Source organism: Streptomyces sp. Ru71 (genome assembly GCF_002920535.1).
Lineage (GTDB): Bacteria > Actinomycetota > Actinomycetes > Streptomycetales > Streptomycetaceae > Streptomyces.
Window position 1 is genome coordinate 43,679 of sequence record NZ_PQSS01000032.1, and the last position, 21,978, is coordinate 65,656.

Sequence of the window (21,978 nt, forward strand, 5' to 3'; positions counted from 1 at the left end):
TTCCCTTCACGAGCCAACCCGACCTCTTCGACCGAAACGGTGGTTTCGTCATGCCTTTCGACGACCAGCACAGCGATCCGCACGGCGATCCCTTCGAGGAGCGGCTGTCCTCCGCCCTGCACCAGGCCGGCGGCACCTTCGAGACCGACCGGGGCGCCCTCGCCGCCGCCGGTGCGCTGCGTGGCCGGCGGCTGCGGCTGCGGCGCTGGGCGGCCGTCTTCGGCGGCGTGGCCGGTGTCGCCCTCGCCGGGGTGGGCGGGGCGCTGCTCGTGCCGTGGACGCAGGACTCCCCCGCGGCGGCACGGCCCTCGTCCGTGGCCGCCGCGCCGCGGCCGAGTCAGAGCAGCACGGCTCCCGGCGTCACCAAGGAGCAGATGATCCGGACGCTGGAACGGCTACTGCCGAAGGGGAGGTTCAGCCAGGAGAGCGGGCGCGGCACCGAGGAGGGGCCGCAGGTCTTCCCGTACGCCTCGGTCGTCTACGACGACGGCGAGGGCGCCGCGGCCGTGTCCGTCAGCGTCAACCGGGTGGAGCCGGGCGGCGTGGACGCGCGTCAGGCGGCGCAGTGCCCGGACAAGGTGTACATCCCCTACGACGCCTGCACGACCAAGCGGCTCACGGACGGGTCCGTCCTCACCGTCTTCCAGGGCTACGAGTATCCGGACCGCCGGGTGGACACCAAGCGCTGGACCGCCGAGCTGGTCAGCCCGACCGGGCACCACGTCTCGGTGAGCGAGTGGAACTCCGCCGGGGAGAAGGACCATCCGATCAGCCGGGACGAACCGCCGCTGGACCCGGCCGGACTGACGCGGCTCGCTTCGGCGCAGGAGTGGCGGGCCCTGGTGGATGACATCCCCCGGGACCCGAAGCAGCCCACCACCGAGCCCGAGCCGCCGGGCGCGAACCTGCACGCCCGCTCCACGCTGCTGTCGCTGCTGCCGAAGAACCTGAAGGTCGTCGGCAAGAGCAGTGACGACGGCGACTTCGCCTACGTCGTCGTCGACGACGGCAAGGGCAGGAGCCTGGTCCAGGTCAATGTGCAGCCCGGCTTCGGGGACGTGCGCGGTGACCTCTTCGACTCCGAGGACGAGACGCTGCCCGACGGCACCCAGGTCGCCGTGCACCAGGGGCCCGGGGAGAAGGGCGGCGAGGGCGTCGTCATGTGGACCGTCGACACCATGCGCACGGACGGTTTCCGGGTTCTCGTCAGCGCCTTCAACTCCGGTTCCCAGCACGACGCCGCCACCCGCGCCACCCCGGCGCTGACCATCGAGCAGCTCCGCCAGATCGCCCTCAGCACCCGCTGGCGTGGCTAGCCGTTTCTCACAGCCGGCCTGATCCAAACGACAGGGCCTAGAAGAACTCCGACCAGGGCTGGTCCCAGATCTGCTTCACGCACAGCACCAGGAACAGCAGTCCCGCCACGGCCAGCATCGCGTTGCTCAGCGGCCCGTTGCGCCAGTGGCGGGGCGTGCGGGCGGAGTTCAGCAGCCAGATCAGGGTCAGCGCGAGGAACGGCATGAACGCCGCGCCCAGCACGCCGTAGATGATGACCAGGCGGAAGGGCTGCCCCTGGAACAGCAGCACGATGGGCGGGAAGGTCAGCCAGAGCAGATACGCGCGGAAGGGCCAGGAGCGCTCGCGCTCGCCCGAGGCGACCTCCTCGCCCGTCGTCCGGGTCCGGCCGGCCCGCAGCCGGGCCACGAAGTCGGCGAACATCAGGCTCACGCCGTGCCAGACGCCGATGAGGGAGGTGAAGGAGGTGGCGAAGAAGCCGATCAGGAAGAACGTGGCGGTGGCCGAGCCGTACTCCTCCTCCAGGATGTCGCCGAGCTGGACCAGGCCCTTGTCGCCGCTCGCGATGGCCACGTTCGCCGAGTGCAGCAGCTCGGCGCCGACGAACAGCATCGCCACGACGAAGATGCCGGTGGTGGCGTAGGCGACCCGGTTGTCCAGCCGCATCACCTTCATCCAGCCGGTGTCGGTCCAGCCCTTGGCGTTGACCCAGTAGCCGTAGGCCGCGAGCGTGATGGTGCCGCCCACGCCGCCGATCAGGCCGAGGGTGTTGAGGACGGAGTCCTTCTCGTCGGGCAGCACGGGCGCCAGGCCGGCCACCGCGTCCCCGAGATGGGGCGTGACCCGGATCGCCAGGTACACCGTGACCAGGAACATGACGCCGACCAGGACCGTCATGACCTTCTCGAAGACGGCGTACTTGTTGAACCAGACGAAGACCAGGCCGACCAGGCCGCAGGCCACGCCCCACCACTTCAGGTCCATCACGTCAGGGAACAGCGCCTGCAGCGGCAGCGCGCTGGACGACATCGCCGCCGCCCCGTACACGAAGCCCCAGACGACGGCGTAGACGCCGAAGAACCAGCTCGTCCAGGCGCCGAGGCTCGCCCAGCCGTCGAAGAGGGTGCGGCCGGTGGACAGGTGCCAGCGGCCGGCGGCCTCGGCGAGGGAGATCTTCACCAGGCAGCCGACGATCGCCGCCCACAGCAGGGTGTAGCCGAAGTTGCTGCCGGCGATGAGCGTGGCCACCAGGTCCCCGGCACCGACACCGGTGGCGGCGACCACGATGCCGGGGCCGATGTGGCGCCAACTCGCCTTGCGCAGCGGGGGATCGGTGGCCTGTGCGTCTGTGGTGTGTCCCGTGGTGTCCGCCATGGGGTCAAGAAAGCGCAAAGGGCACGCCGGGACAAGAGTGCCTGCGGCGATCTCCACCCGATGTGCTCAACCCCGGCCCGGGATCACTCCGCTTCGGCGCCCTCTTCGAAGTACGCGTCGAGGACCGCGTCCAGTTCCGACTCCCACCGGTCGAAGTCCGAGCGGGACTTGGCCTCGATCTCGATCGGGTACCAGCGGCGGTCCGGGGTGTGCACGGTGATCGTGAACCGCTTGCCGAAGCGGGCCGTCTCCGTCTCCACCGCGCCGATCTCGTCCCAGCGGAACTCGCACGCCTGGTCGTCGAGGGAGAGCCGGACGCCCGCGTGGTCGGCGACGATCCGCGCGCGGCGGTCTTCGGCCTCGAAGACGGGGCCGTCGGCGGGGGGTTCGTCCGCGCCGGCGGGCGCCGCCTCGTCCGGTTCCGACGCCTCGGAGTCCGGGGAGGCCGGGGAGGTCTCCTCGGTGTGCGGGTCCTCCGCCTCGGACGTGGGGGCCTCCGCCTCCGCCTCGGCGTCCTGCGCCTTGCCGGACACAGGTGCGGTGATCCCGGGGACGTAGGCCGGGTCGAACCCGGCACCCGTCACGGGCTCGGCCTTCAGGGGCTGGCTGCTCGAACTCATGCGCTGCTCCACAGCGGGCAGTATGGTCGACGTTCCTGTGTCGCACACAGCCAGCCCCTGCATCGTTACACGAAGATGCTCAACACCAGGGCCACCGCGAACCCCGCCAGCGACAGCACCGACTCCAGGACCGTCCAGGACTTCAGCGTGTCCCGTTCGGTGATGCCGAAGTACTTGGCGACCATCCAGCTGCATCCATCAGCGCGCTCCGCGCGCGGGCACCGTCGTTGACGTGCGAGGCGAAGCCGGAACCTCGAAGTAGGCGTTTCGGAGTTCTCTCCCGCCTTTGTCGCGAGAGATTCTCCCCTGGATCGCTCCGGGGAGTTCGACAGCACTCACGTCTGCCTGACGACTGCCCTCCCGGCAGCCGAGGCAAGTACGAGACCTGCCTGGTCGATGTTGCGGCTCGCATTGAAGTCGGCATTGCCCGTCCAGCCGCACTCCGGATTGCGGCATCGGAACCGCGACTGAGACTCGCGGCTGCCAGGGCTCACGACACCGCACTCGGAACAGCGCAGCGACGTTCCCGGCGCTGGAACCTCGACCAGGCAACCGCCACGCTCGGCGACCTTGTACGCCAGCAGTTCGACGGTGCGACCCCATGCCTCACTTGCGATGGCGCGGTTCAGCCCGGACTTCTGCGCCACGTGGACGCCGGGCACCTCGACAGTTCCACTCGCCGATTTGACCATCCGGACGACGTCGAGTTCTTCGACCGACACCAGAGCGTAGTTCTCCGCGATGGCGGAAGTGACCTTGTGCTGCCAGTCCAGGACCCGCCGCTTGGCTCTCGCGCGCAAGTCCCGAATCTGTCCATACACAGCGCTCAGCCTCTTGGAGGCCCGCTCCCCCTGCTTTCTGTACTGCTCCCTGTGCGCTGCCTGCTGCTGGACCCGCAGCAGGCAAGCCTCTTCCCCCTCATCGAGCCACGGACCGTGAACATAAAAAGTGCTGTCGGACAGGGCAAGTGGCACAGCCACGCCCCGGTCGATCCCGACGTGGGGGGCATCCCTCGTGGGCTTGTTGGGCGCTGGCGTCTTGCACTCCGCACGAAAGACGATGTGCCAGCCAAGTGCGTCCTTGATCAGACGGGCTCCGGTGATCCGGCCCGCAGGGCCGCTTCTGGTCACTCCAGGCAGGTCCCTCGTCCACCGGAACCGCACTCTCCCGATTTTCGGAATGTTCACCATGCCCCAACGCCGGTGCACCCTTGCCACGTGCAAGTCACGACCCTGCGGCACGTCCACTGCCGGGACTGCTCGCGCGCGGGACTTGTACGTGGGCGCGCTGGACCTGCCCTCCCAGCAGTTCAGCCAGGAACGCCGGTACGTCTTCAGTACCGCCTGCGCGGCCTGCGCGGGGAGCACAGCGAGCCAGTCGACGTTGGCACGCGCCCAGCGGATCTCACTGTCCATTCGGGAGAACGGCGGCCGCCTCGCTCCGGCGATCGTGAACAGCTCGTGCAGGAGGTTCCACAAGGCCCTCGCGGCATGCGCCTGCTGGTCGAGCTGAGCCTCCTGCGCGGCCGTCAGGTGCAGGCGCGCACGGAAGCCACGGTGGCGTGTCACCAACTCACCCATGCGCCCTCCATCAGTGCCGTTGATCCGATCAACGGCGCTGATGGCAAAAGGTCACGGGTTCGAGATCCGCTCAATCAGCCGAGCACGGCAAGAGCATCGATCTCGATGAGCAGCCCCTGCGGGAGGCCGACGTACACCGTGGTGCGCGCGGGCGGAGCCTGGACGAGCCCTTGCCCATTGAAATACGCGTTGTAGATCTCGTTCATCTCGGCGAAGTGGTCCACGTCGGTGAGGTAGACGCGGATCATCATCACGTCGTCCCAGCTCGCGCCGCCCTCTTCGAGGATCGCCTTGACGTTGGCGAGGGTCTGCAGGGTCTGCTCGCGCAGGGTGGGGCCGGCCGGCGTCGGGGCCTTGCCCTCCTCGGCCGGGAGGAAGCCGACCTGGCCTGCCACCTGGAGGATGTTGCCCTTCTTCACGCCGTGCGAGAACTTCGCCGGCGGGGTGGTGTGGGTCTTGGGGGTGAGGGCGATCTTTTCGGTCATGCGGGGTCCTTCGGGGGGTCCGTCACGGGCGTTCTTCCGGAGTACTCGCCGCTGATGGCGTCCGCGGTACGGCGCACCAGCGGGAGGAGGGTGAGGAGTTCGTCGGCGGTGACGACGACGTTCGGCGCGGACACCGACATCGCGGCGACCACCCGGCCGTCGGCGCCGCGGATGGGGGCGGCGACGCAGTTGATGGACTCCTCGTGGCCACCGAGGTCGGTGGCCCAGCCCTGTTCGCGCACCCGGGCCAGTTCCTTGAGGAAGGCTTCGGGGTTCGGCGTCGAACGGGCCGTGTACAGGGGGTAGTCGAGCTTCTCCGCGACCGCCCGGCGCTCCGCCTCCGGCAGGTCGGCGAGGAGCAGCTTGGCGACGGCGGCGACGGTGATGGCGACGGGCTTGCCGATCCGCGAGTACATGCGCACCGGGTAGCGGCTGTCCACCTTGTCGATGTAGAGGACCTCGCCCTCCTCGTAGACGGCGAGGTGGACGGTGTGTCCGCAGGTCTCGTTGAGGCTCGCGAGGTGGGGGTGGGCGATCTCGCGGATGTCGAGGTTCTCCATCGCCTCCTGGGCGAGGGCGAAGAGGCGGGCGCCGAGCCGGTAGCGCTGGTCGGACTGGCGGTAGACCAGGCCGTGCTCGTGCAGGGTGCGCAGCAGGCGCAGGGCGGTCGACTTGTGGACGCCGAGGCGGTCGGCGACCTGACCGAGATCGGCGGGGCCCTCGGCGAGCAGCGGCAGGATGCTCAGGGCGCGGTCGACGGTCTGGCTCATGGGGCGGGTACCTCCTCCTCGGCCTGCTCGGCTTGCGTCCAGCCGGGGCCGAGTCGAAGTGTCCCCCATGTCCCGTCGTCGACGTCGGCGAGCCGGTCGGCGTGTGCGCGGCTGGGGGGCGCGGTGAGGTCGCCGGGGGTGGTGAGGGCGGCGGCGGCCCAGAGGTGGCCGTGGCGGAGGCGGCTGCGCAGGGGGACGCCGCGCAGGGTGGCGGAGAGGAAACCGGCGGCGAAGGCGTCGCCGGCGCCGGTTGTTGCCACGACGTCGACTCGCGGTGGGCGGACGAGGGTGGCGGTGCCGTCGGCGTCCTCCATGCCGTCGGTGTTCTTGTCGAAGGCGATCGCGCCTCCCTTGCCCAGCTTGACGATCACGAGGGCCGGTTCCGGCAGCGCGTCCACGATGGCGGCGGTGCTGCGCAGCCCCCAGGCGTCGCTTGCCTCGTCGGCACCGACGAACACGATGTCCGCCCTGCGCGCCAGCTCCAGAAGGACCCGTGCGTCCTCGGGGGTCCGGCACAGCCCCGGCCGGTGGTTGACGTCGAAGGAGATCAGGGGCCGGTCCGCACCGGGTGCCGTCAGTGCACGCATCAGGTCCCGGCAGTCGTCCGACAGGGCCGCCGTGATCCCCGACAGGTGCAGGACGCGGGCCGAGCGGGCCGCCGCCAGGTCCACCGTGGAGACGGACATCGCGGAGGCCGCCGAGCCCGCCCGGTAGTAGGCCACCTCGTGCGCGTCCGTGCCGCGGTCGCCGGCCGTGCGGAAGTAGACGCCGGTCGGGCGGTCCGCGTCCCGGTGGACGCCGCTCACGTCGACGCCGTAGGAACCGATCGCCTCGACCAGGTGGTCGCCGAAGCCGTCCGCGCCCACCCGGCTGATCCACCGCACGGAGTGCCCCGCGGCGGCCAGCATGCAGGCGACGTTGGACTCCGCGCCGCCGATGGCCCGCTCGAAGGAGGGGACGTCGGCGAGGCGGCCGGGCCGGGTGGGCAGGAACGTGACCATGGACTCGCCGAGCGCGACGACGTCGACGACGCCGGAAGGCTTACAGGGTCCGCTGGCGGTCACGATCGTCGTAGCTCCTCGGTGAGGGGGCCGGCTTTCGTTGACCCCGCGTTGGCCGAGATGTTAGACAGCGGTAAGCGACATACGCAATGAGCGTTGCAGTAACTGCAACGCACCTGATCAGGGAGGCTCTCATGAGCAGTGACGCTCTCGCCCGACTGGCCGACGAACGGGTCGACCACCGCTTCAAGGGCCTCCCGCCGGACGCGGACGGGCTGACCGTCGGCGAGCTGGCCGCCCAGCGCCGCAACCTGTTCACCGGCGGCTTCGCCACGCCCGTGCTCGCGCTGTCCGCCGAGCGCCTGGAGCACAATCTGCGGCTGATGGAGACCTACGCGGCCCGGCACGGTCTCGCCTTCGCGCCGCACGGCAAGACCTCCATGGCCCCGCAGCTGTTCCAGCGGCAGATCGAGCACGGCGCGTGGGGCATCACGCTGGCCGTCCCGCACCAGGTGCGCGTCGCGCGGGCCTTCGGCATCCGGCGGGTGTTCCTCGCCAACGAGCTGGTCGACCCGGCCGCCCTGCGCTGGATCGCGGCTCAGCAGGACACCGACCCGGACTTCCGCGTCGTCTGCTACGTCGACTCCGTGCGCGGCGTCGAGCTGATGGACGCGGCCCTCGCGGGATCGACGCGCCCGCTGGACGTCGTCGTCGAACTGGCCGCCGGGGACGGGGCGCGCACCGGCGTGCGGACGGAGGCCGAGTGCGCCGCCGTCGCGGACGCGGTGGCGGCCACGCGGACGCTGCGGCTCGTCGGGGTCGCCGGGTACGAGGGCGAGGTGCCGCAGGCCACGCACGAGCGGGTGACGGCGTGGCTGCGGCGGCTGGTGGCGCTGGCCGTGGACTTCGACAAGGCGGGCCGGTTCGCGGGACTGGACGAGATCGTCGTCAGCGCGGGCGGCAGCGCCTGGTTCGACGCGGTCGCCGAGGTGTTCGCCGAGGTCTCCGGCCTGTCCGCACCGGTGCTGAAGCTGCTGCGCTCCGGGGCGTACGTCAGCCACGACGACGGCCACTACCGCCGCCTCACCCCGTTCAACCGGGTGCCCGAGGAGGGCGCGCTGGAGCCGGCGTTCCGGCTGTGGGCGCAGGTCGTCTCCCGCCCCTCCCCCGGGCAGGCGTTCCTCAACGCGGGCAAGCGGGACGCGGCCTACGACCTGGACCTGCCCGTGGCCCAGGTGGTACGCCGGGACGGTGCCGAGTGCGCGGCGGCCGGGATCGAGGTGACCGGCCTGTCCGACCAGCACGCCTGGCTGCGCACCGCCCCCGAGGCGGAGCTGGAGGTCGGGGACTGGGTGGGCCTGGGGCTGTCGCACCCGTGCACGTCGTTCGACAAGTGGCCGCTGATCCCGGTGGCCGAGGCGGACGGCACGGTCGTCGACTACATCCGTACGTTCTTCTAGGGAGGCCGGCGTGGAAGACCTCGTCATCCGGGACGCGGACGTCGTCGACGGCTCCGGCGCCGGCTCCTACCGCGCCGACGTCGTGATCGACGACGGCCGGATCGTGTCCATCGTGAAGGAGGCGGCCGCCGCCGGCTGCCAGCGCCCGAGCGCCATGCGCGAGCTGGGCGCGGAGGGGCTGGTGCTGGCCCCCGGCTTCATCGACATGCACGCCCACAGTGATCTGCAGCTGCTGCGCGACCCGGACCACAGCGCCAAGGCCGCGCAGGGCGTGACGCTGGAGGTGCTGGGCCAGGACGGGCTGTCCTACGCGCCGGTCGACGACCGCACCCTGGAGGAGGTCCGCCGGGCCATCGCCGGCTGGAACGGGTACGGCGACGACATCGACTTCGACTGGCGCTCGGTCGGCGAGTACCTGGACCGGCTGGACCGCGGCATCGCCGTCAACGCCGCCTATCTGATTCCCCAGGGCACCGTGCGGGCGCTGGCCGTCGGCTGGGAGGACCGGCCGGCCACGCCCCAGGAGCTGGACCGGATGCGGCAGTTGGTCGCCGAGGGGATGGAACAGGGGGCCGTGGGGCTGTCGTCGGGGCTGACGTACACACCCGGGATGTACGCCGAGGACGCCGAACTGACCGAACTGTGCCGGGTGGTGGCGCGCTACGGCGGCTACTACTGCCCGCACCACCGCTCCTACGGCGCGGGGGCGCTCCAGGCGTACGCGGAGATGGTGGAGCTGACCCGGCAGGCGGGCTGCGCGCTGCATCTCGCCCACGCCACCATGAACTTCGGCGTGAACAAGGGGCGGGCGCCCGAGCTGCTGGCGCTGCTGGACGACGCGCTGGCCTCGGGCGCGGACATCACGCTGGACACCTACCCGTACACCCCCGGCTGCACCACGCTCGTGGCGCTGCTGCCGAGCTGGGCGAGCGAGGGCGGCCCGGAGGCGGTCCTCAAGCGGCTCGCGGACGACGACACGGCCGAGCGCATCCGCCGCCATCTTGAGGTGGAGGGATCCGACGGCTGCCACGGGGTGCCGGTGGAGTGGGAGACGATCGAGATCTCCGGCGTCGGCGATCCGTCGCTCGCGGAGTACGTCGGCCACACGGTCCGCGCGGCGGCCGGGCGGCGCGGTGAGGAGCCGTGGACCGTGGCCCGCCGGCTGCTGAGTGCCGACCGGCTCGGCACGACGATCCTCCAGCACGTCGGGCACGAGGAGAACGTGCGGGCGATCATGCGGCACCGCGCGCACACCGGCGGCTCGGACGGCATCCTGCGGGGCAGCAAGCCGCATCCGCGGGCCTACGGCACCTTCCCGCACTACCTCGGCCACTACGTCCGTGAGCTGGGCGTGCTGTCGCTGGAGGAGTGCGTCGCGCATCTCACGGGGCGCCCGGCGGCCCGGCTGCGCCTGCCGGACCGGGGTCTGGTCCGGGAGGGCCACCGGGCCGACCTGGTCCTCTTCGACCCGGCGACGGTGGCGGCCGGTTCGACGTACGCCGAGCCGCGCCGGCTGCCGACGGGCATCCCGTACGTGCTGGTCGACGGCCGGTTCGTGATCGAGGACGGGCGGCGCACGGACGTGCTCGCGGGGCGGGCGGTACGCAGGCCGCCCGCCCCGTGAGGGCTACGGCTTGGGCAGCACGCAGCCGCTGCGGCCGAGGTCCAGCTTGTTGTCCAGGCCGAAGCAGGCGGGGATCTGGTAGGTCTCCTCGGCGTAGTTGATGCCCTGGCGGACGGTGACGTTGCCGTTCTGGTCGACCTCGCACGGGTTGTTCTCCGTGCAGCGCTGGCCGTCCTCGTTGCCGGTGTTGTTGACGGCCACCACCTTGCCGGTGGCGGTGTCGATCACGGGCGAGCCGGAGGTGCCGCCGATGGTGTTGCAAGTGGAGGTGTAGCGGACAGAGTCCTTCCAGGTCCAGTCGCCCTCCTTCAGCCGGTACACGAAGCCGTCGATGTTGCAGGAGTAGATCCGCTTCCAGTAACCGGAGACGACCTTGATGGCGGTGCCGGCGACGGGGTGGGTGTCCTGCAGGCTGAGCGCGTTGATCCCGTACGTGCTCCTGATCTGCGCGTAGGTGCGGGTGAGCTGGTAGATCGTGACGTCCGTGTCGGTCATCGTGGAGTAGGCGACCTTGCTGGCCCGCAGGGTGCCGACGCCCCGGCCGGAGGAGTTCAGCAGGGTGAAGGAGCGGGACGAGGGCTGGTCGACGATGACCTCGCCGGGCGCCGGGAAGCCGGTCTCCAGGCAGTGGCCGTTGGTGAGCACGAGTGCGGGGTCGTCGTCCTGGGAGGCCGGGAAGCGGACGACGGAGCCGGAACAGTTGCTGAGCGCGACCGTTCCGGCGAAGTCGACGGCCTTGAGCGTGGGCGGGGCGCTCGTGCTCCGCTCGGGCATCGCGACCGCCGGTGCCGCGCCGGCCCCGGCGATGGCCAGGGCGAACAGGGCGGCGACGAGAGGCTTTCTCATGTGGGGGTCCCCTCTTGCGACGGGGCGACCGGAGTTCTTCCGGCCGCCCGCTGTTTTGTCATGCGCATTGTGATTGGCGGGGCATGAGGGGAACAAGGTGGGGGTTTGAGCCATAGGGGTTTCCCTCCGTGGCTTCGGCGGGGGTTTGAAGGGGGCGGCCACGGAGGGGGGTGGGTGCGAGTGTCGCGCCGGGTGCGGGTGTGTGGGGGCCGGTCGCGCAGTTCCCCGCGCCCCTGGGTGGGTGCAGTGAACCTCGGCCGGACAGGGGCTACTTCGGGTGTTTGGGGCCGCCGGGGCCGTGGCCCGGTCTGCTGGTGGGGGTGGCGGAGGGCTCGGTGGTGGGGGTCGGGGTCGTCGACTCCGGGGGCGTCGGGGTCCGGGCCGGGGTTGTCGTGCCGGGGTCGGTCGGCTTCGTCTGTGACGTCGTCGCGGTCGGCTCGGCGGTCGCAGGGGTGCTGGTGGTGGGCGACGACGGGGGCTGGGGGACCGTGTCCGTCGTTTCCGGCGGTGCCGGCGACGTCGCCTCGTCCTCGTCGTCCGGGGAGCTGTCCGCCGCGGACGGCGCGGGGCTCGGGTCCTGGTGGCCCTCCGTGCCCTCGGAGGGGGAGCCGGAGAAGGAGAACGCCGCGAGCAGCGCCGCGACGGACACGGCGGCCACGGCCCCGCCCGCCACGGCCACCCGGCGCCGGCCGCCCCGCCTGCGCTGCGCACGCCGGGCGGCGGCGCGGGTGCCGGCGCCGCCGGACCGGGTGCCGGACTCCGGTCCGTCACCGGCCGGAGCCGTCCACCCGCCGGGCACGCCGTCGGGCCCGGGGCCCTCCTCCCGGATCGGCGGCAGCTGAGCCGTCTCGTCGTAGGCGTTCTGCCAGCCGTGGGCGGCGGCCGGGTCCGCGTACTGCTCATAGGAGGGAGCGGGTGCGGCGCTCGGGTGATACACGTTCGGCGGCCCCTGCGGCGCGTCGTGCGCCCCGCTCCCGTACTGACCCTGGCTCGACATGAGCGCGAATTCTAGGGACGCAAGAGGCTCCTGGGACAGCCGACGGCGATAAGCGGTCAAATCGCCGCGTCTCACGTGGCGGAAAACACCACCCATGGCGCGTTATGCGGCCGTAAGCTCCTTGACATGCAGGTGATCCAGTCGACCAAGCTCGCCAACGTCTGTTACGAGATCCGGGGCCCGGTTCTCGAAGAGGCCATGCGGCTTGAGGCGGCGGGTCACCGCATCCTCAAGCTGAACACCGGCAACCCGGCCGCCTTCGGCTTCGAGTGCCCGCCGGAGATCCTGGAGGACATCCTCCGCAACGTCTCCACGGCCCACGGGTACGGGGACGCCAAGGGCCTGCTGGCCGCGCGCCGCGCCGTCGTCATGCACAACCAGACCCTCGGCATCGAGACCGACGTCGAGCACGTCTTCATCGGCAACGGCGTCTCCGAGCTGATCGTGATGGCGATGCAGGGGCTGCTGGACGACGGCGACGAGGTGCTCGTGCCGGCGCCGGACTACCCGCTGTGGACGGCCGCCGTGTCCCTGTCCGGCGGCACCGCCGTGCACTACCGGTGCGACGAGCAGTCCGACTGGATGCCCGACCTCGCCGACGTCGAGCGCAAGGTCACCGACCGCACCAAGGCGATCGTCATCATCAACCCCAACAACCCGACGGGCGCCGTCTACGACGAGGCCGTCCTCAAGGGGCTCACCGACATCGCCCGCCGGCACAACCTGCTGGTCTGCTCCGACGAGATCTACGACAAGATCCTCTACGACGGCGCCACGCACACTCCGACCGCCGCCATCGCCCCCGACCTGCTCACGCTCACCTTCAACGGCATGTCCAAGGCGTACCGGGTGGCCGGCTACCGGGTCGGATGGATGTCGATCTCCGGGCCGCGCGCCCACGCCGACTCCTACATCGAGGGCCTGACGATCCTGGCGAACATGCGGCTGTGCGCCAACATGCCAGGCCAGCACGGTGTCGTCGCCGCGCTCAGCGGACGGCAGACGATCAACGACCTCGTACTGCCGGGCGGACGGCTGAAGGAGCAGCTGGACACCGCCTACGAGCTGCTGACGCAGATCCCGGGTGTGACGTGCGTACGGCCGAAGGGGGCGCTGTATCTGTTCCCGCGGCTCGATCCGAAGGTGTTCAAGATCAAGGACGACCGGCGGATGGTCCTGGACCTGCTGCGCCGCGAGAAGATCATGGTGGTGCAGGGCACCGGCTTCAACTGGCCCGAGCCCGACCACTTCCGGGTCGTGACCCTGCCGTCGGTGACGGATCTGCGGGACGCGGTCGGCCGCATCGGGCGCTTCCTGGACGGCTACGGCCAGCCCTGACGCTCACGCTCGGTGTGCACCGGGTCCGTCTTTGTGAGCAACTCAACTTTAGACAGAATCTAAGCTAGGATGGCTTCCTGAAGCACTCAGGAGGCCATCCATGTACGAGCCGATCCGCACCAAGTCGGTCCACAGCACGATGGCCGGCACACCCTCGGAATTCCCCCACCGCTCGCGTGAGGAGGAGCTGGACATCCAGCTCGCGGGCCATCTCGCCGCGCTGCTCGCGGTCACCGACGAGTTGCGCGCCCTGGCACCGTCGACCGGCCTGGACGCCGCCGGCGAACGGCTCGCCCAGCAGGTGGCGCGACTGCGGGGAGGGCGTCCGCCGGTGCGGGCGACCGGCTCCGCCGCTTCGGCCGATGTGACCTCCCTGCACCAGAAGGCGCATGCCCTCGCCGGGCGCGCGCTGGTCGTGGCGGCGTCGCGGGCCGACACGACGGTGGCGATCCTGGCCGCCGAGCAGATGGACGTGCACGCGGCTGCGCTGGAGCCGCGGGAGCTGGCGTCCCGCTAGCCCCTTCGGGGGTCTCTGATCGGCCCCGGTCCGCGTGCCTTGGGAGCGCGCGGGCCGGGAGCCACTTCACTGCGTTGGCTTGCCTTGGGGGCCTCGCCGTGGGGGGTTCTGTTTTCTTGCGGGTGCGGGTGCGTTGTGGCTTGTCGCGCAGTTCCCCGCGCCCCTAGGGGGTCAGATGTCAGCGGGTTACGAAGATCGTTGCCGTTGCCGTTGACTGTTGGTGCAGGGCGTCTCCCGGCCAGGTGACCGTGTATGTGACGTCGCGGCGGGTGCGCGGGAGGTCGTCGATCGTGAACGTGCCGTCCGCGGCCACCGTCACCGAGCTGAGGACGCCGGTGCCGAGGCGGTCGGTGCGTTCCACCTTGAGCACGGCCCGTTCCGGCAGGGCCTTGCCCTGCGCGGTGAACGTACCGGTGATGTGCACACCGCTCGCCTGGCTCGCCTCGGTGGGGGCGGTCAGCGCGATCGACGTGGGGGCCTTGCCGACGGAGACCGTGGTGGTGAGGCCGTCGGCGGGGCGGTGGGTGAGGTCGCCGAGGTAGGAGACCGTGTAGGTGGCCTCGCCGACGAGGTCGGGTTCGTCGAGGACGGTGAAGGTGCCGTCGTCCTTGACGGTGGCGGTGCCCAGGTCGTGGGTGCCGCTCGCGTCGGTGCGGGTCGCCTTCACCTTCAGCGGCTCGCCGGGCGCCGGGCCGTCCCACTCCAGCTTTCCGCGCACGGCGAGCGGCTCGCCGGCGACCGCCTGGGTGGGGCTGTGGGTGAGGCCGCCGGTGAAGCGGACGTCGTACTGGACGGCGGGCGGCTGGATGATGTGCAGCCAGTACTGGCCGCCGGTCGCGCTGCTGGTGACCGCGAACAGCCGGGAGCCGTCGGCCGACCACTCCAGGCCGCGCGGTACGACCCGGTCGCCGTCCTGGCTGCCCTCGAAGGCGAACTCCAGCGGCGCGGTCGAGTCGTCCGGGTCGGCCGGCTGGACCAGCAGGTCGGGGGTGGCGCCGGTGGCCGCCGCGCCCCGGGCGACGTAGGCGCCGTCGCCGCTGAAGGCGACCGCGCTGGCGGTGGCGCCGTCGGGCAGCGCCCGGTAGCCGGTGGCCGCGTCCGACAGGTCGCCGCTGTTCAGCAGCCGGGTGCCGGCGGTGGCGTCGGCCAGGGCGATCTTCGCCCCGTCCGGGGAGACGGCGATGTCCTTGAGGTTCAGCGCGCCGTTGCCGGCGGCGTCGGCGAACCGGCGGGTGGCGCCGCGCACCGGGGTGGCGCCGCTGCCGTCGAAGACGCTGACGAACGGATCGGGCGCCGCGCTGTTGAGCGACTGACCCATCACGAAGGTGTCGTTCGGCCCGCCCTCCAGCAGCAGCTTGCCGGTGTCGTTCCAGCCGGTGCGCTGCCAGGCGCCGTCGGTGAGGGTGTCCAGGTGGGACGTCACGGTGTCGCACTGCGCGGGGTAGTCCGTGTAGGGCGAGGTGAAGTACGGCTTGCCGCCCGCGACGACGACCTCGCGCCCGCACTGGTCGGCGGCCGCGGTCGTGACGGTCTTGAGGGTGAGCGTGGCGGTGTCGTAGGCGAAGATCCGGTAGCGCTCGCCGACGTACAGGGTGCTCGCGTCGGCGCTGAGCGCCAGACCGGAGACGTGGTAGGACAGCGCGATGGTGGAGACGCGCTCGCCCTGGAAGGTGTAGACGGCGATCTGCCCGGTGTTGTAGCTGGAGCCGACGTTGGCGTCGGCGAGGAAGACGCGCTGGTGGACGTTGTCGACGGCCAGCGCCGAGTACGAGGTGAACGGCAGCTTGGCCACGCTGTCGGACGCGGCCGCGTGCGCGGCGGGCGCCACGGCGACGGTGAGGCCGCCGGCGGCGAGTACGGCGGCCAGGGCCGTGGCCGCGAGCCGTCCGGTGCGATGTGCTCTCTTCAACTGTGCCCCCCACAGAGTGAATTGAGCGCCTCACCGAGCCGGGTGAGGCGCCTGCGGGTCCATGAAACGCGGTGAAGATCGTGTGGGCAAGCGAGTTCGGGAAAGAGGCGGGCCCCGCACACCGAGGTGCGGGGCCCGCCTGCGAGGGGATGGGTCAGGGGCAGCTGATGCGGGTGTCGCCCGTGTCGGTGGTGCAGGTGTCGAAGTCGGGACCGCCGTTGGCCGTGTCGTTGGCGCTCACGCCGTCGGCGGTGTTGACCCGGTCGGCGCCGGAGTTGCCGTAGACGTTGTCGTTGCCGGGGCCGCCGTACAGCGTGTCGCTGCCGGTGCCGCCGTCGATGAAGTCGTTGCCGTAGTCGCCGTAGACGGTGTCCGTGCCGCCGCTGGAGCGAATCGTGTCGTTGCCGCCGAGGCCACAGATCACGTCGTTGCCGAAGGTCCCGTTGAGCGTGTCGGCGCCGCTGGTGCCGACGATCGTGCAGCCCCGGGTGTTGGCCACACCGGTCGTCGCCGTGGCGGCGTTGTTGCCGGTGTTCGGGTCGCTCTGGGTGGCGGTGACCCGGGCGGTGTCCGTGAGCGTGCCGGTGGCGCGGGGCTCGGCGACCACGGTGACCGTGGCGCTCGCGCCCGGCGCCAGCGAGTTCAGCGCGCAGGTGGCGGTGGTGGCGGTGATGGTGCAGCTGCCCTGCCCGGTCGTCGCCGACACGAGCGTGGCGCCGGCGCCGGAGAGGGTGTCGGTCAGCGTCACCCCGGTGGCCGTCGCGGTGGAGGTCGACGCGTTGGTCACCTGCACGGTGTACGTGGCCCGGTTGCCCAGGGTGAGCGACGTCGGCCCCGTCTTGGTCACCGACAGATCGGCGCTCGCCGGGGGCGGCGGGGGCGGGGTGGTGCCACCGCCCTGGTAGCGGGCCAGCGCGAAGTCGTTGTTCGCCCCGCCCTGGCCGGCGGCGACGATCCGGCCCGAGGAGTCGAGCGTCACGCCGCGCGCGGTGTCGCTGCCGCCGAAGTCGGTGACCACCAGGCCGCCGGTGCCGAAGCCGCTGTCGGGGCCGCCGTCGGGGTTGTAGCGCAGGATGCCGAAGTTGCCGCCGCTGGTGCCGCCGGCGACGACGATCCGGCCGTCCGGCTGGAGCGTCACGTCGTTGGCGTTGCCGCCGGGCGTGACGACCCGGCCGTCGCCGTCGAAGCTCGTGTCCAGGCTGCCGTTGCTCAGGTAGCGGGCGAGCGCGTACCGGTCGTCGCTGTTGCCGGCCGCGACGATCCTGCCGTCGGGCTGGACCGCCAGCGACTCCACGTGGTCGTAGCCGCCGAAGTCGGTCCGCACGATGCCGTTGCTGCCGAACCCGGTGTCCAGGCTGCCGTTGCTGTTGAGGCGGGTCAGGTAGAAGTCGAAGCGGGTCGTCCCGACCTCGCCCCCGACGACGATCTTCCCGTCGGGTTGCAGGGCCAGGGCGCGACCGTCGCCGCCCTCCTCCAGCGACTGCGGCGACGGGTCGGCGACCGCCACGCCGTCGCCGTCGAAGGAGGTGTCCGGACTGCCGTCGGGGTTGTAGCGCGCCACCACCGCGTTGCCCCCGCTGTAGCCGGCGGCGACGATCCGGTCGCTGGAGTCGATCGCCACGTCGAGTGCCTCGGTGGGCCCGGGGATGTTGTCGGCCAGTACGATGCCGTCCCCGCCGAAGCCGGTGTCCAGGCTGCCGTCGCTGTTGTAGCGGGCGACCACGAACCAGCAGCAGTTCTCGAAGTCCCGCCAGGCGGTGCCCACCACGACGATCTTGCCGTCGCGCTGGATCGCCACGCCGCCCGCGTAGTCGTCGAGGAACTCGGGGGCCACGACGGTGGTCACCCGGCCGTCGCCGCCGAAGGACGGGTCCAGGGAACCGTCGGGGTTGTGCCGGCTCAGCGCGAAGTCGGAGTCCCCGTTGGGATTGGTCGCGCCACCCACCGTGACGATCTTGCCGTCGCCCTGCAGGGCCAGCTCGTTGCCGTAGTCGTAGCCGCCGAAGTCGGTGAGGACCCGGCCGTCCCCGTCGAAGGAGGGGTCCAGGTCGCCGGGCGCGGCGACCGCGATCCCCGGCAGGGCCAGCAGGAGCGCCAGCACGCCCGCGGCGACGGTCCCGGCGCGGGCCGGGAGGGACCGGCGGCGCCGCTCGCTGTGTCGGCGCCACGCCGAGCGCAGATGAGAGGTGAGCATGCGCGACACAGTGGCGTGAGTCGCACACGATTTCGCCCGGCACGAGCCGCGTTGCGCTCACCGGACCTGAGAAACCACTCCTGTAGGTGAGCATGCGCGCGGCGGGCCGGGGAAACAGCGAGGGCCTGCCGTCACCACCGGCGTCGGGGCGGACGGGGCGGTGACGGCAGGCCCGGGGCCGCGCACGCCGTTGTGCGCTGCCTCGCCGGTCTGCTCCGCGGCCGGCCGTGACGATGCAGATGGTCAGGGCACAGTCGGTTCAACCGACCGCGGGGTTTGCGGGGGCGGGATCAGCCCAGGCGCTCGACGAGCGCGCGGTACTGGTCCCACAGCTCCTTCGGGGTGTGGTCGCCGAAGGTGTTCAGGTGCTCGGGGACCAGGGCGGCCTCCTCGCGCCAGACCTCCTTGTCCACGGTGAGCAGGAAGTCCAGGTCCTTGTCGGCCAGGTCCAGGCCGTCGGTGTCCAGGGCGTCCTTGGTCGGCAGGATGCCGATCGGCGTCTCGACGCCCTCGGCCTTGCCCTCCAGGCGCTCCACGATCCACTTCAGGACGCGGGAGTTCTCGCCGAAGCCGGGCCAGACGAACTTGCCCTCGTCGTTCTTGCGGAACCAGTTGACGTAGTAGATCTTCGGCAGCTTGGACTGGTCCTTGTCCTTGGCCACGTCGACCCAGTGGGCCATGTAGTCGCCCATGTTGTAGCCGCAGAACGGCAGCATCGCGAACGGGTCGCGGCGCAGCTCGCCGACCTTGCCCTCGGCGGCGGCGGTCTTCTCGGAGGCCACGTTGGCGCCGAGGAAGACGCCGTGGTTCCAGTCGAAGGACTCCGTGACCAGCGGCACGGCGCTGGCGCGGCGGCCGCCGAAGAGGATCGCGGAGATCGGCACGCCCTTGGGGTCCTCCCACTCGGGCGCGATGATCGGGCACTGCGAGGCGGGGACGGTGAAGCGGGCGTTGGGGTGGGCGGCCGGGGTGTCGGACTCCGGCGTCCAGTCGTTGCCCTTCCAGTCGGTGAGGTGGGCCGGGAGCTCCTCGGTCATGCCCTCCCACCACACGTCGCCGTCGTCGGTGAGCGCGACGTTGGTGAAGACGGCGTTGCCCCACAGGGTCTTCATGGCGTTGGCGTTGGTGTGCTCGCCGGTGCCGGGCGCGACGCCGAAGAAGCCGGCCTCGGGGTTGATCGCGTACAGGCGGCCGTCCTCGCCGAAGCGCATCCAGGCGATGTCGTCGCCGATGGTCTCCACGGTCCAGCCGGAGATCGTGGGCTCCAGCATGGCGAGGTTGGTCTTGCCGCAGGCGCTCGGGAAGGCGGCGGCGACGTACTTGGACTCGCCCTGCGGCGGGGTGAGCTTGAGGATCAGCATGTGCTCGGCGAGCCAGCCCTCGTCACGGGCCATGACGGAGGCGATGCGCAGGGCGTAGCACTTCTTGCCGAGCAGGGCGTTGCCGCCGTAGCCGGAGCCGTAGGACCAGATCTCGCGGTCCTCGGGGAAGTGCGAGATGTACTTGGTGGAGTTGCAGGGCCACGGAACGTCCTCCTGGCCCTCCTCCAGCGGGGCGCCCAGGGTGTGGACGGCCTTGACGAAGAAGCCCTCGGAGCCCAGCTCCTCCAGGACCGGCTGGCCCATGCGGGTCATGGTGCGCATGGAGACGGCGACGTAGGCGGAGTCGGTGATCTCGACGCCGATCGCGGACAGCGGGGAGCCGAGCGGGCCCATGCAGAAGGGCACGACGTACATGGTGCGGCCGCGCATGGAGCCGCGGAACAGGCCCTTCTCACCGCTGAAGATCTCCCGCATCTCGGCGGGGTCCTTCCAGTGGTTGGTCGGGCCGGCGTCCTCCTCCTTCTCGGAGCAGATGAAGGTCCGGTCCTCGACGCGCGCGACGTCGGTCGGGTCGGAGGCCGCGTAGTAGCTGTTCGGGCGCTTGATCGGGTCGAGTTTCCGGAAGGTGCCCTTGGCGACGAGCTCCTCGCAGAGGCGCTCGTACTCGGCCTCGGACCCGTCACACCAGACCACGTTGTCCGGCTGCGTCAGTTCGGCGATCTCGTTGACCCACGAGATCAGTTCCTGATGGTCGGTGGGGACGCTGGAAGCCGAGTTGTCGCGCGCCACGGTTGCTCCTAAGTGAGGGATTTTGTCCTTGTGGCCCCGTGGGGGCTGCGACCCGGACGCTTGAGTGATGCTCATCCGGTGCCGACCGCACTCATTTGATCGTATCCGACACGTGTGCCCATATGTCCAGGGGGCCTCACAGGTGAGCGACGTGAGGAAGGCCACGGTTTCCAGGCGGGTTTACGTTCTCTTTGTGTGCGTCTTGGATTAACCTGAAGGTCTTTTTACGCAGAACGGCCCAGAGTGCCGCGCTGACGCGCGACTTACGGTCGCGTAGGTACCATGCGGGCCATGACTGCGTCTGCCTCCGACGCGCCCACGGACACGCAGGCTGCCGGCCGCGGTCCCGCAGCGCCCTCCGTGCCCTCGATGGCACACCAGTTCGCACACTCGCTCGCTCAGCCGCTCAAGCCCAAGCTGCGCGGCTGGCTGCACCTCGGCATGTTCCCGGCCGCGCTGATCTCCGGGCTGATCCTCACCGCCCTGGCCGACTCCCCACGCGGCCGCATCGCCTGCGGGATCTACGCGCTGACCGCCTGCCTGCTGTTCGGCGTGAGCGCGCTCTACCACCGGGGCAACTGGAGCCCGCGCATGGACGGCCTCCTGCGCCGCCTGGACCACGCCAACATCTTCCTGATCATCGCGGGCACCTACACCCCGCTCACCCTGCTGCTCCTGCCCGGCGCCAAGGGCCAGTGGCTGCTGTGGGGCATCTGGGCCGCCGCCGCGGCCGGGATCGTCTTCCGCGTCTTCTGGGTCGGCGCCCCGCGCTGGCTGTACACGCCCTGCTACATCGCGATGGGCTGGGCCGCCGTGTTCTTCCTGCCGGACTTCATGCGGGCCGGCGGCATCGCGGTGCTGGTCCTGGTCGTCGTCGGCGGGGTGCTCTACAGCGCGGGCGGCGTGATCTACGGCATCAAGCGCCCCAACCCCTCCCCGCGCTGGTTCGGCTTCCACGAGGTGTTCCACTCGTTCACGCTGGCCGCGTTCATCACCCACTACGTCGGGATCTCCCTGGTGGCCTACCAGCACGCGTGAGCGCCCCCGGCGCATCAAGGGCCACGGCTTGCGAGCCGTGGCCCTTTTCCTTGTCCGCGCGAGCGGCCGTGCCATCCTTGAGCAGGTGAACACACCCGAGATCCACGTCGAGTTCGACCCCGAACTGCACCTGTTCGTCCCGCAGGCGCGGCGGCGCGGAGCCGCCCCCGCCGCCGTCGACGGCGTCTCGACGCTCGGCCATGTCGTCGAGTCCCTCGGCGTGCCGCTCACCGAGGTCGGCGGCCTGGTCGTGAACGGGCGCGAGGAGCCGGTGTCGTACGTCCCCGCGGCGGGCGACCGGGTGACGGTACGGGCCGTGGAGCGGCCCCAGCGGGTCCCCGGCGCCCCGCTGCGCTTCCTGCTCGACGTGCACCTGGGCACCCTCGCCCGCCGGCTGCGCCTGCTCGGCGTGGACACGGCCTACGAGTCCACCGACATCGGCGACCCGGCACTCGCCGCCCGCTCCGCCGCCGAGCGGCGGGTGATGCTCAGCCGCGACCGGGGCCTGCTGCGCCGCCGCGAGCTGTGGGCCGGTGGCTACGTCTACAGCACCCGCCCCGACGACCAGCTGCGCGACGTCCTGGACCGCTTCCGCCCCGAGCTGCGGCCCTGGAGCCGCTGCACGGCCTGCAACGGCCTGCTGCGCGAGGCGACCAAGGACGAGGTCGCCGACCAGCTGGAGCAGGGCACCCATCGCACCTACGACGTGTTCGCGCAGTGCCGGGAGTGCGGGCGTGCCTACTGGAAGGGCGCCCACCACGAGCAGCTGGAGGCCATCGTGGAGCGCGCCCTGGCGGAGTTCAGCCACAGCTGAGGCG

Annotated in this window: 18 protein-coding genes and 1 pseudogene; 7 read left to right on the forward strand and 12 right to left on the reverse strand. The window is 71.1% G+C overall.

From position 1 onward, the window contains the following. Positions 1 to 50 precede the first annotated feature (50 nt). Positions 51 to 1,316 (forward strand): hypothetical protein, encoded by a 1,266-nt coding sequence (locus C3489_RS19970; protein ID WP_103783245.1) that lies wholly within the window; start codon positions 51 to 53, stop codon positions 1,314 to 1,316. A 37-nt stretch (positions 1,317 to 1,353) separates the two neighbouring features. Here the strand turns inward: C3489_RS19970 and C3489_RS19975 are convergent, their stop codons facing one another. From C3489_RS19975 to C3489_RS20005, 7 genes and pseudogenes are all read right to left on the reverse strand, one after another. After that, positions 1,354 to 2,670: an Nramp family divalent metal transporter gene (locus C3489_RS19975; RefSeq protein ID WP_103783246.1), complete on the reverse strand. Its 1,317-nt coding sequence runs from the start codon at positions 2,668 to 2,670 to the stop codon at positions 1,354 to 1,356. Positions 2,671 to 2,753: 83 nt separating this feature from the next. Further along, positions 2,754 to 3,353 carry a hypothetical protein gene (locus tag C3489_RS19980; protein ID WP_374936760.1) on the reverse strand — a complete coding sequence of 200 codons (600 nt, stop codon included), beginning with the start codon at positions 3,351 to 3,353 and terminating at the stop codon, positions 2,754 to 2,756. A 2-nt stretch (positions 3,354 to 3,355) separates the two neighbouring features. Further along, a pseudogene (locus tag C3489_RS38220) lies at positions 3,356 to 3,490 on the reverse strand (hypothetical protein); the annotation flags it as partial. Positions 3,491 to 3,625: 135 nt separating this feature from the next. Beyond that, a complete protein-coding gene (locus C3489_RS19990) occupies positions 3,626 to 4,870 on the reverse strand; it encodes a transposase (RefSeq protein WP_258054866.1) in 1,245 nt (414 codons plus the stop codon). A gap of 74 nt (positions 4,871 to 4,944) precedes the next feature. Further along, the gene (locus tag C3489_RS19995) at positions 4,945 to 5,355 is read right to left on the reverse strand and encodes a RidA family protein (RefSeq protein ID WP_103783249.1); all 411 of its coding nucleotides are present in this window, start codon (positions 5,353 to 5,355) and stop codon (positions 4,945 to 4,947) included. Beyond that, on the reverse strand, positions 5,352 to 6,125 hold the full coding sequence (locus tag C3489_RS20000; protein WP_103783250.1) for an IclR family transcriptional regulator: 774 nt from the start codon (positions 6,123 to 6,125) through the stop codon (positions 5,352 to 5,354). Before C3489_RS20000 ends, C3489_RS19995 begins: the two co-directional genes overlap by 4 nt. Next, positions 6,122 to 7,189, reverse strand: a complete 1,068-nt coding sequence (locus C3489_RS20005; RefSeq protein WP_103783251.1) for a sugar kinase — start codon at positions 7,187 to 7,189, stop codon at positions 6,122 to 6,124. Before C3489_RS20005 ends, C3489_RS20000 begins: the two co-directional genes overlap by 4 nt. A 131-nt stretch (positions 7,190 to 7,320) precedes the next feature. Between C3489_RS20005 and C3489_RS20010 the strand changes: the two genes are divergently transcribed. Further along, positions 7,321 to 8,586, forward strand: a complete 1,266-nt coding sequence (locus C3489_RS20010) for an amino acid deaminase (protein ID WP_103783252.1) — start codon at positions 7,321 to 7,323, stop codon at positions 8,584 to 8,586. Positions 8,587 to 8,596: 10 nt separating this feature from the next. After that, a complete protein-coding gene (locus tag C3489_RS20015) occupies positions 8,597 to 10,210 on the forward strand; it encodes an amidohydrolase family protein (RefSeq protein ID WP_103783253.1) in 1,614 nt (537 codons plus the stop codon). 3 nt (positions 10,211 to 10,213) lie between these two features. On the opposite strand, the gene C3489_RS20020 is transcribed toward C3489_RS20015, so the two are convergent. Both C3489_RS20020 and C3489_RS20025 read right to left on the reverse strand, forming a co-directional pair. Then, complete coding sequence (locus C3489_RS20020) at positions 10,214 to 11,056, reverse strand: serine protease (protein ID WP_103783254.1); 843 nt, start codon at positions 11,054 to 11,056, stop codon at positions 10,214 to 10,216. 268 nt (positions 11,057 to 11,324) lie between these two features. Then, complete coding sequence (locus C3489_RS20025) at positions 11,325 to 12,053, reverse strand: hypothetical protein (RefSeq protein WP_103783255.1); 729 nt, start codon at positions 12,051 to 12,053, stop codon at positions 11,325 to 11,327. Positions 12,054 to 12,179: 126 nt separating this feature from the next. On the opposite strand from C3489_RS20025, the gene C3489_RS20030 reads away from it, so the two are divergent. Continuing rightward, a complete protein-coding gene (locus C3489_RS20030) occupies positions 12,180 to 13,391 on the forward strand; it encodes a pyridoxal phosphate-dependent aminotransferase (RefSeq protein ID WP_103783256.1) in 1,212 nt (403 codons plus the stop codon). A 100-nt stretch (positions 13,392 to 13,491) separates the two neighbouring features. Then, on the forward strand, positions 13,492 to 13,908 hold the full coding sequence (locus tag C3489_RS20035; RefSeq protein WP_103783257.1) for a hypothetical protein: 417 nt from the start codon (positions 13,492 to 13,494) through the stop codon (positions 13,906 to 13,908). Between the two features lie 178 nt (positions 13,909 to 14,086). Here the strand turns inward: C3489_RS20035 and C3489_RS39870 are convergent, their stop codons facing one another. From C3489_RS39870 to C3489_RS20050, 3 genes are all read right to left on the reverse strand, one after another. After that, on the reverse strand, positions 14,087 to 15,817 hold the full coding sequence (locus tag C3489_RS39870; RefSeq protein WP_181139757.1) for an Ig-like domain repeat protein: 1,731 nt from the start codon (positions 15,815 to 15,817) through the stop codon (positions 14,087 to 14,089). 154 nt (positions 15,818 to 15,971) lie between these two features. Then, a complete protein-coding gene (locus tag C3489_RS20045) occupies positions 15,972 to 18,011 on the reverse strand; it encodes a DUF11 domain-containing protein (RefSeq protein ID WP_103783258.1) in 2,040 nt (679 codons plus the stop codon). A gap of 290 nt (positions 18,012 to 18,301) precedes the next feature. Continuing rightward, positions 18,302 to 20,122 carry a phosphoenolpyruvate carboxykinase (GTP) gene (locus C3489_RS20050; protein WP_103783259.1) on the reverse strand — a complete coding sequence of 607 codons (1,821 nt, stop codon included), beginning with the start codon at positions 20,120 to 20,122 and terminating at the stop codon, positions 18,302 to 18,304. Positions 20,123 to 20,413: 291 nt separating this feature from the next. On the opposite strand from C3489_RS20050, the gene C3489_RS20055 reads away from it, so the two are divergent. After that, positions 20,414 to 21,160: a hemolysin III family protein gene (locus C3489_RS20055; protein WP_103783260.1), complete on the forward strand. Its 747-nt coding sequence runs from the start codon at positions 20,414 to 20,416 to the stop codon at positions 21,158 to 21,160. A gap of 85 nt (positions 21,161 to 21,245) precedes the next feature. Continuing rightward, the gene (locus C3489_RS20060) at positions 21,246 to 21,974 is read left to right on the forward strand and encodes a Mut7-C RNAse domain-containing protein (RefSeq protein WP_103783261.1); all 729 of its coding nucleotides are present in this window, start codon (positions 21,246 to 21,248) and stop codon (positions 21,972 to 21,974) included. The last annotated feature ends 4 nt before the right edge of the window (positions 21,975 to 21,978 follow it).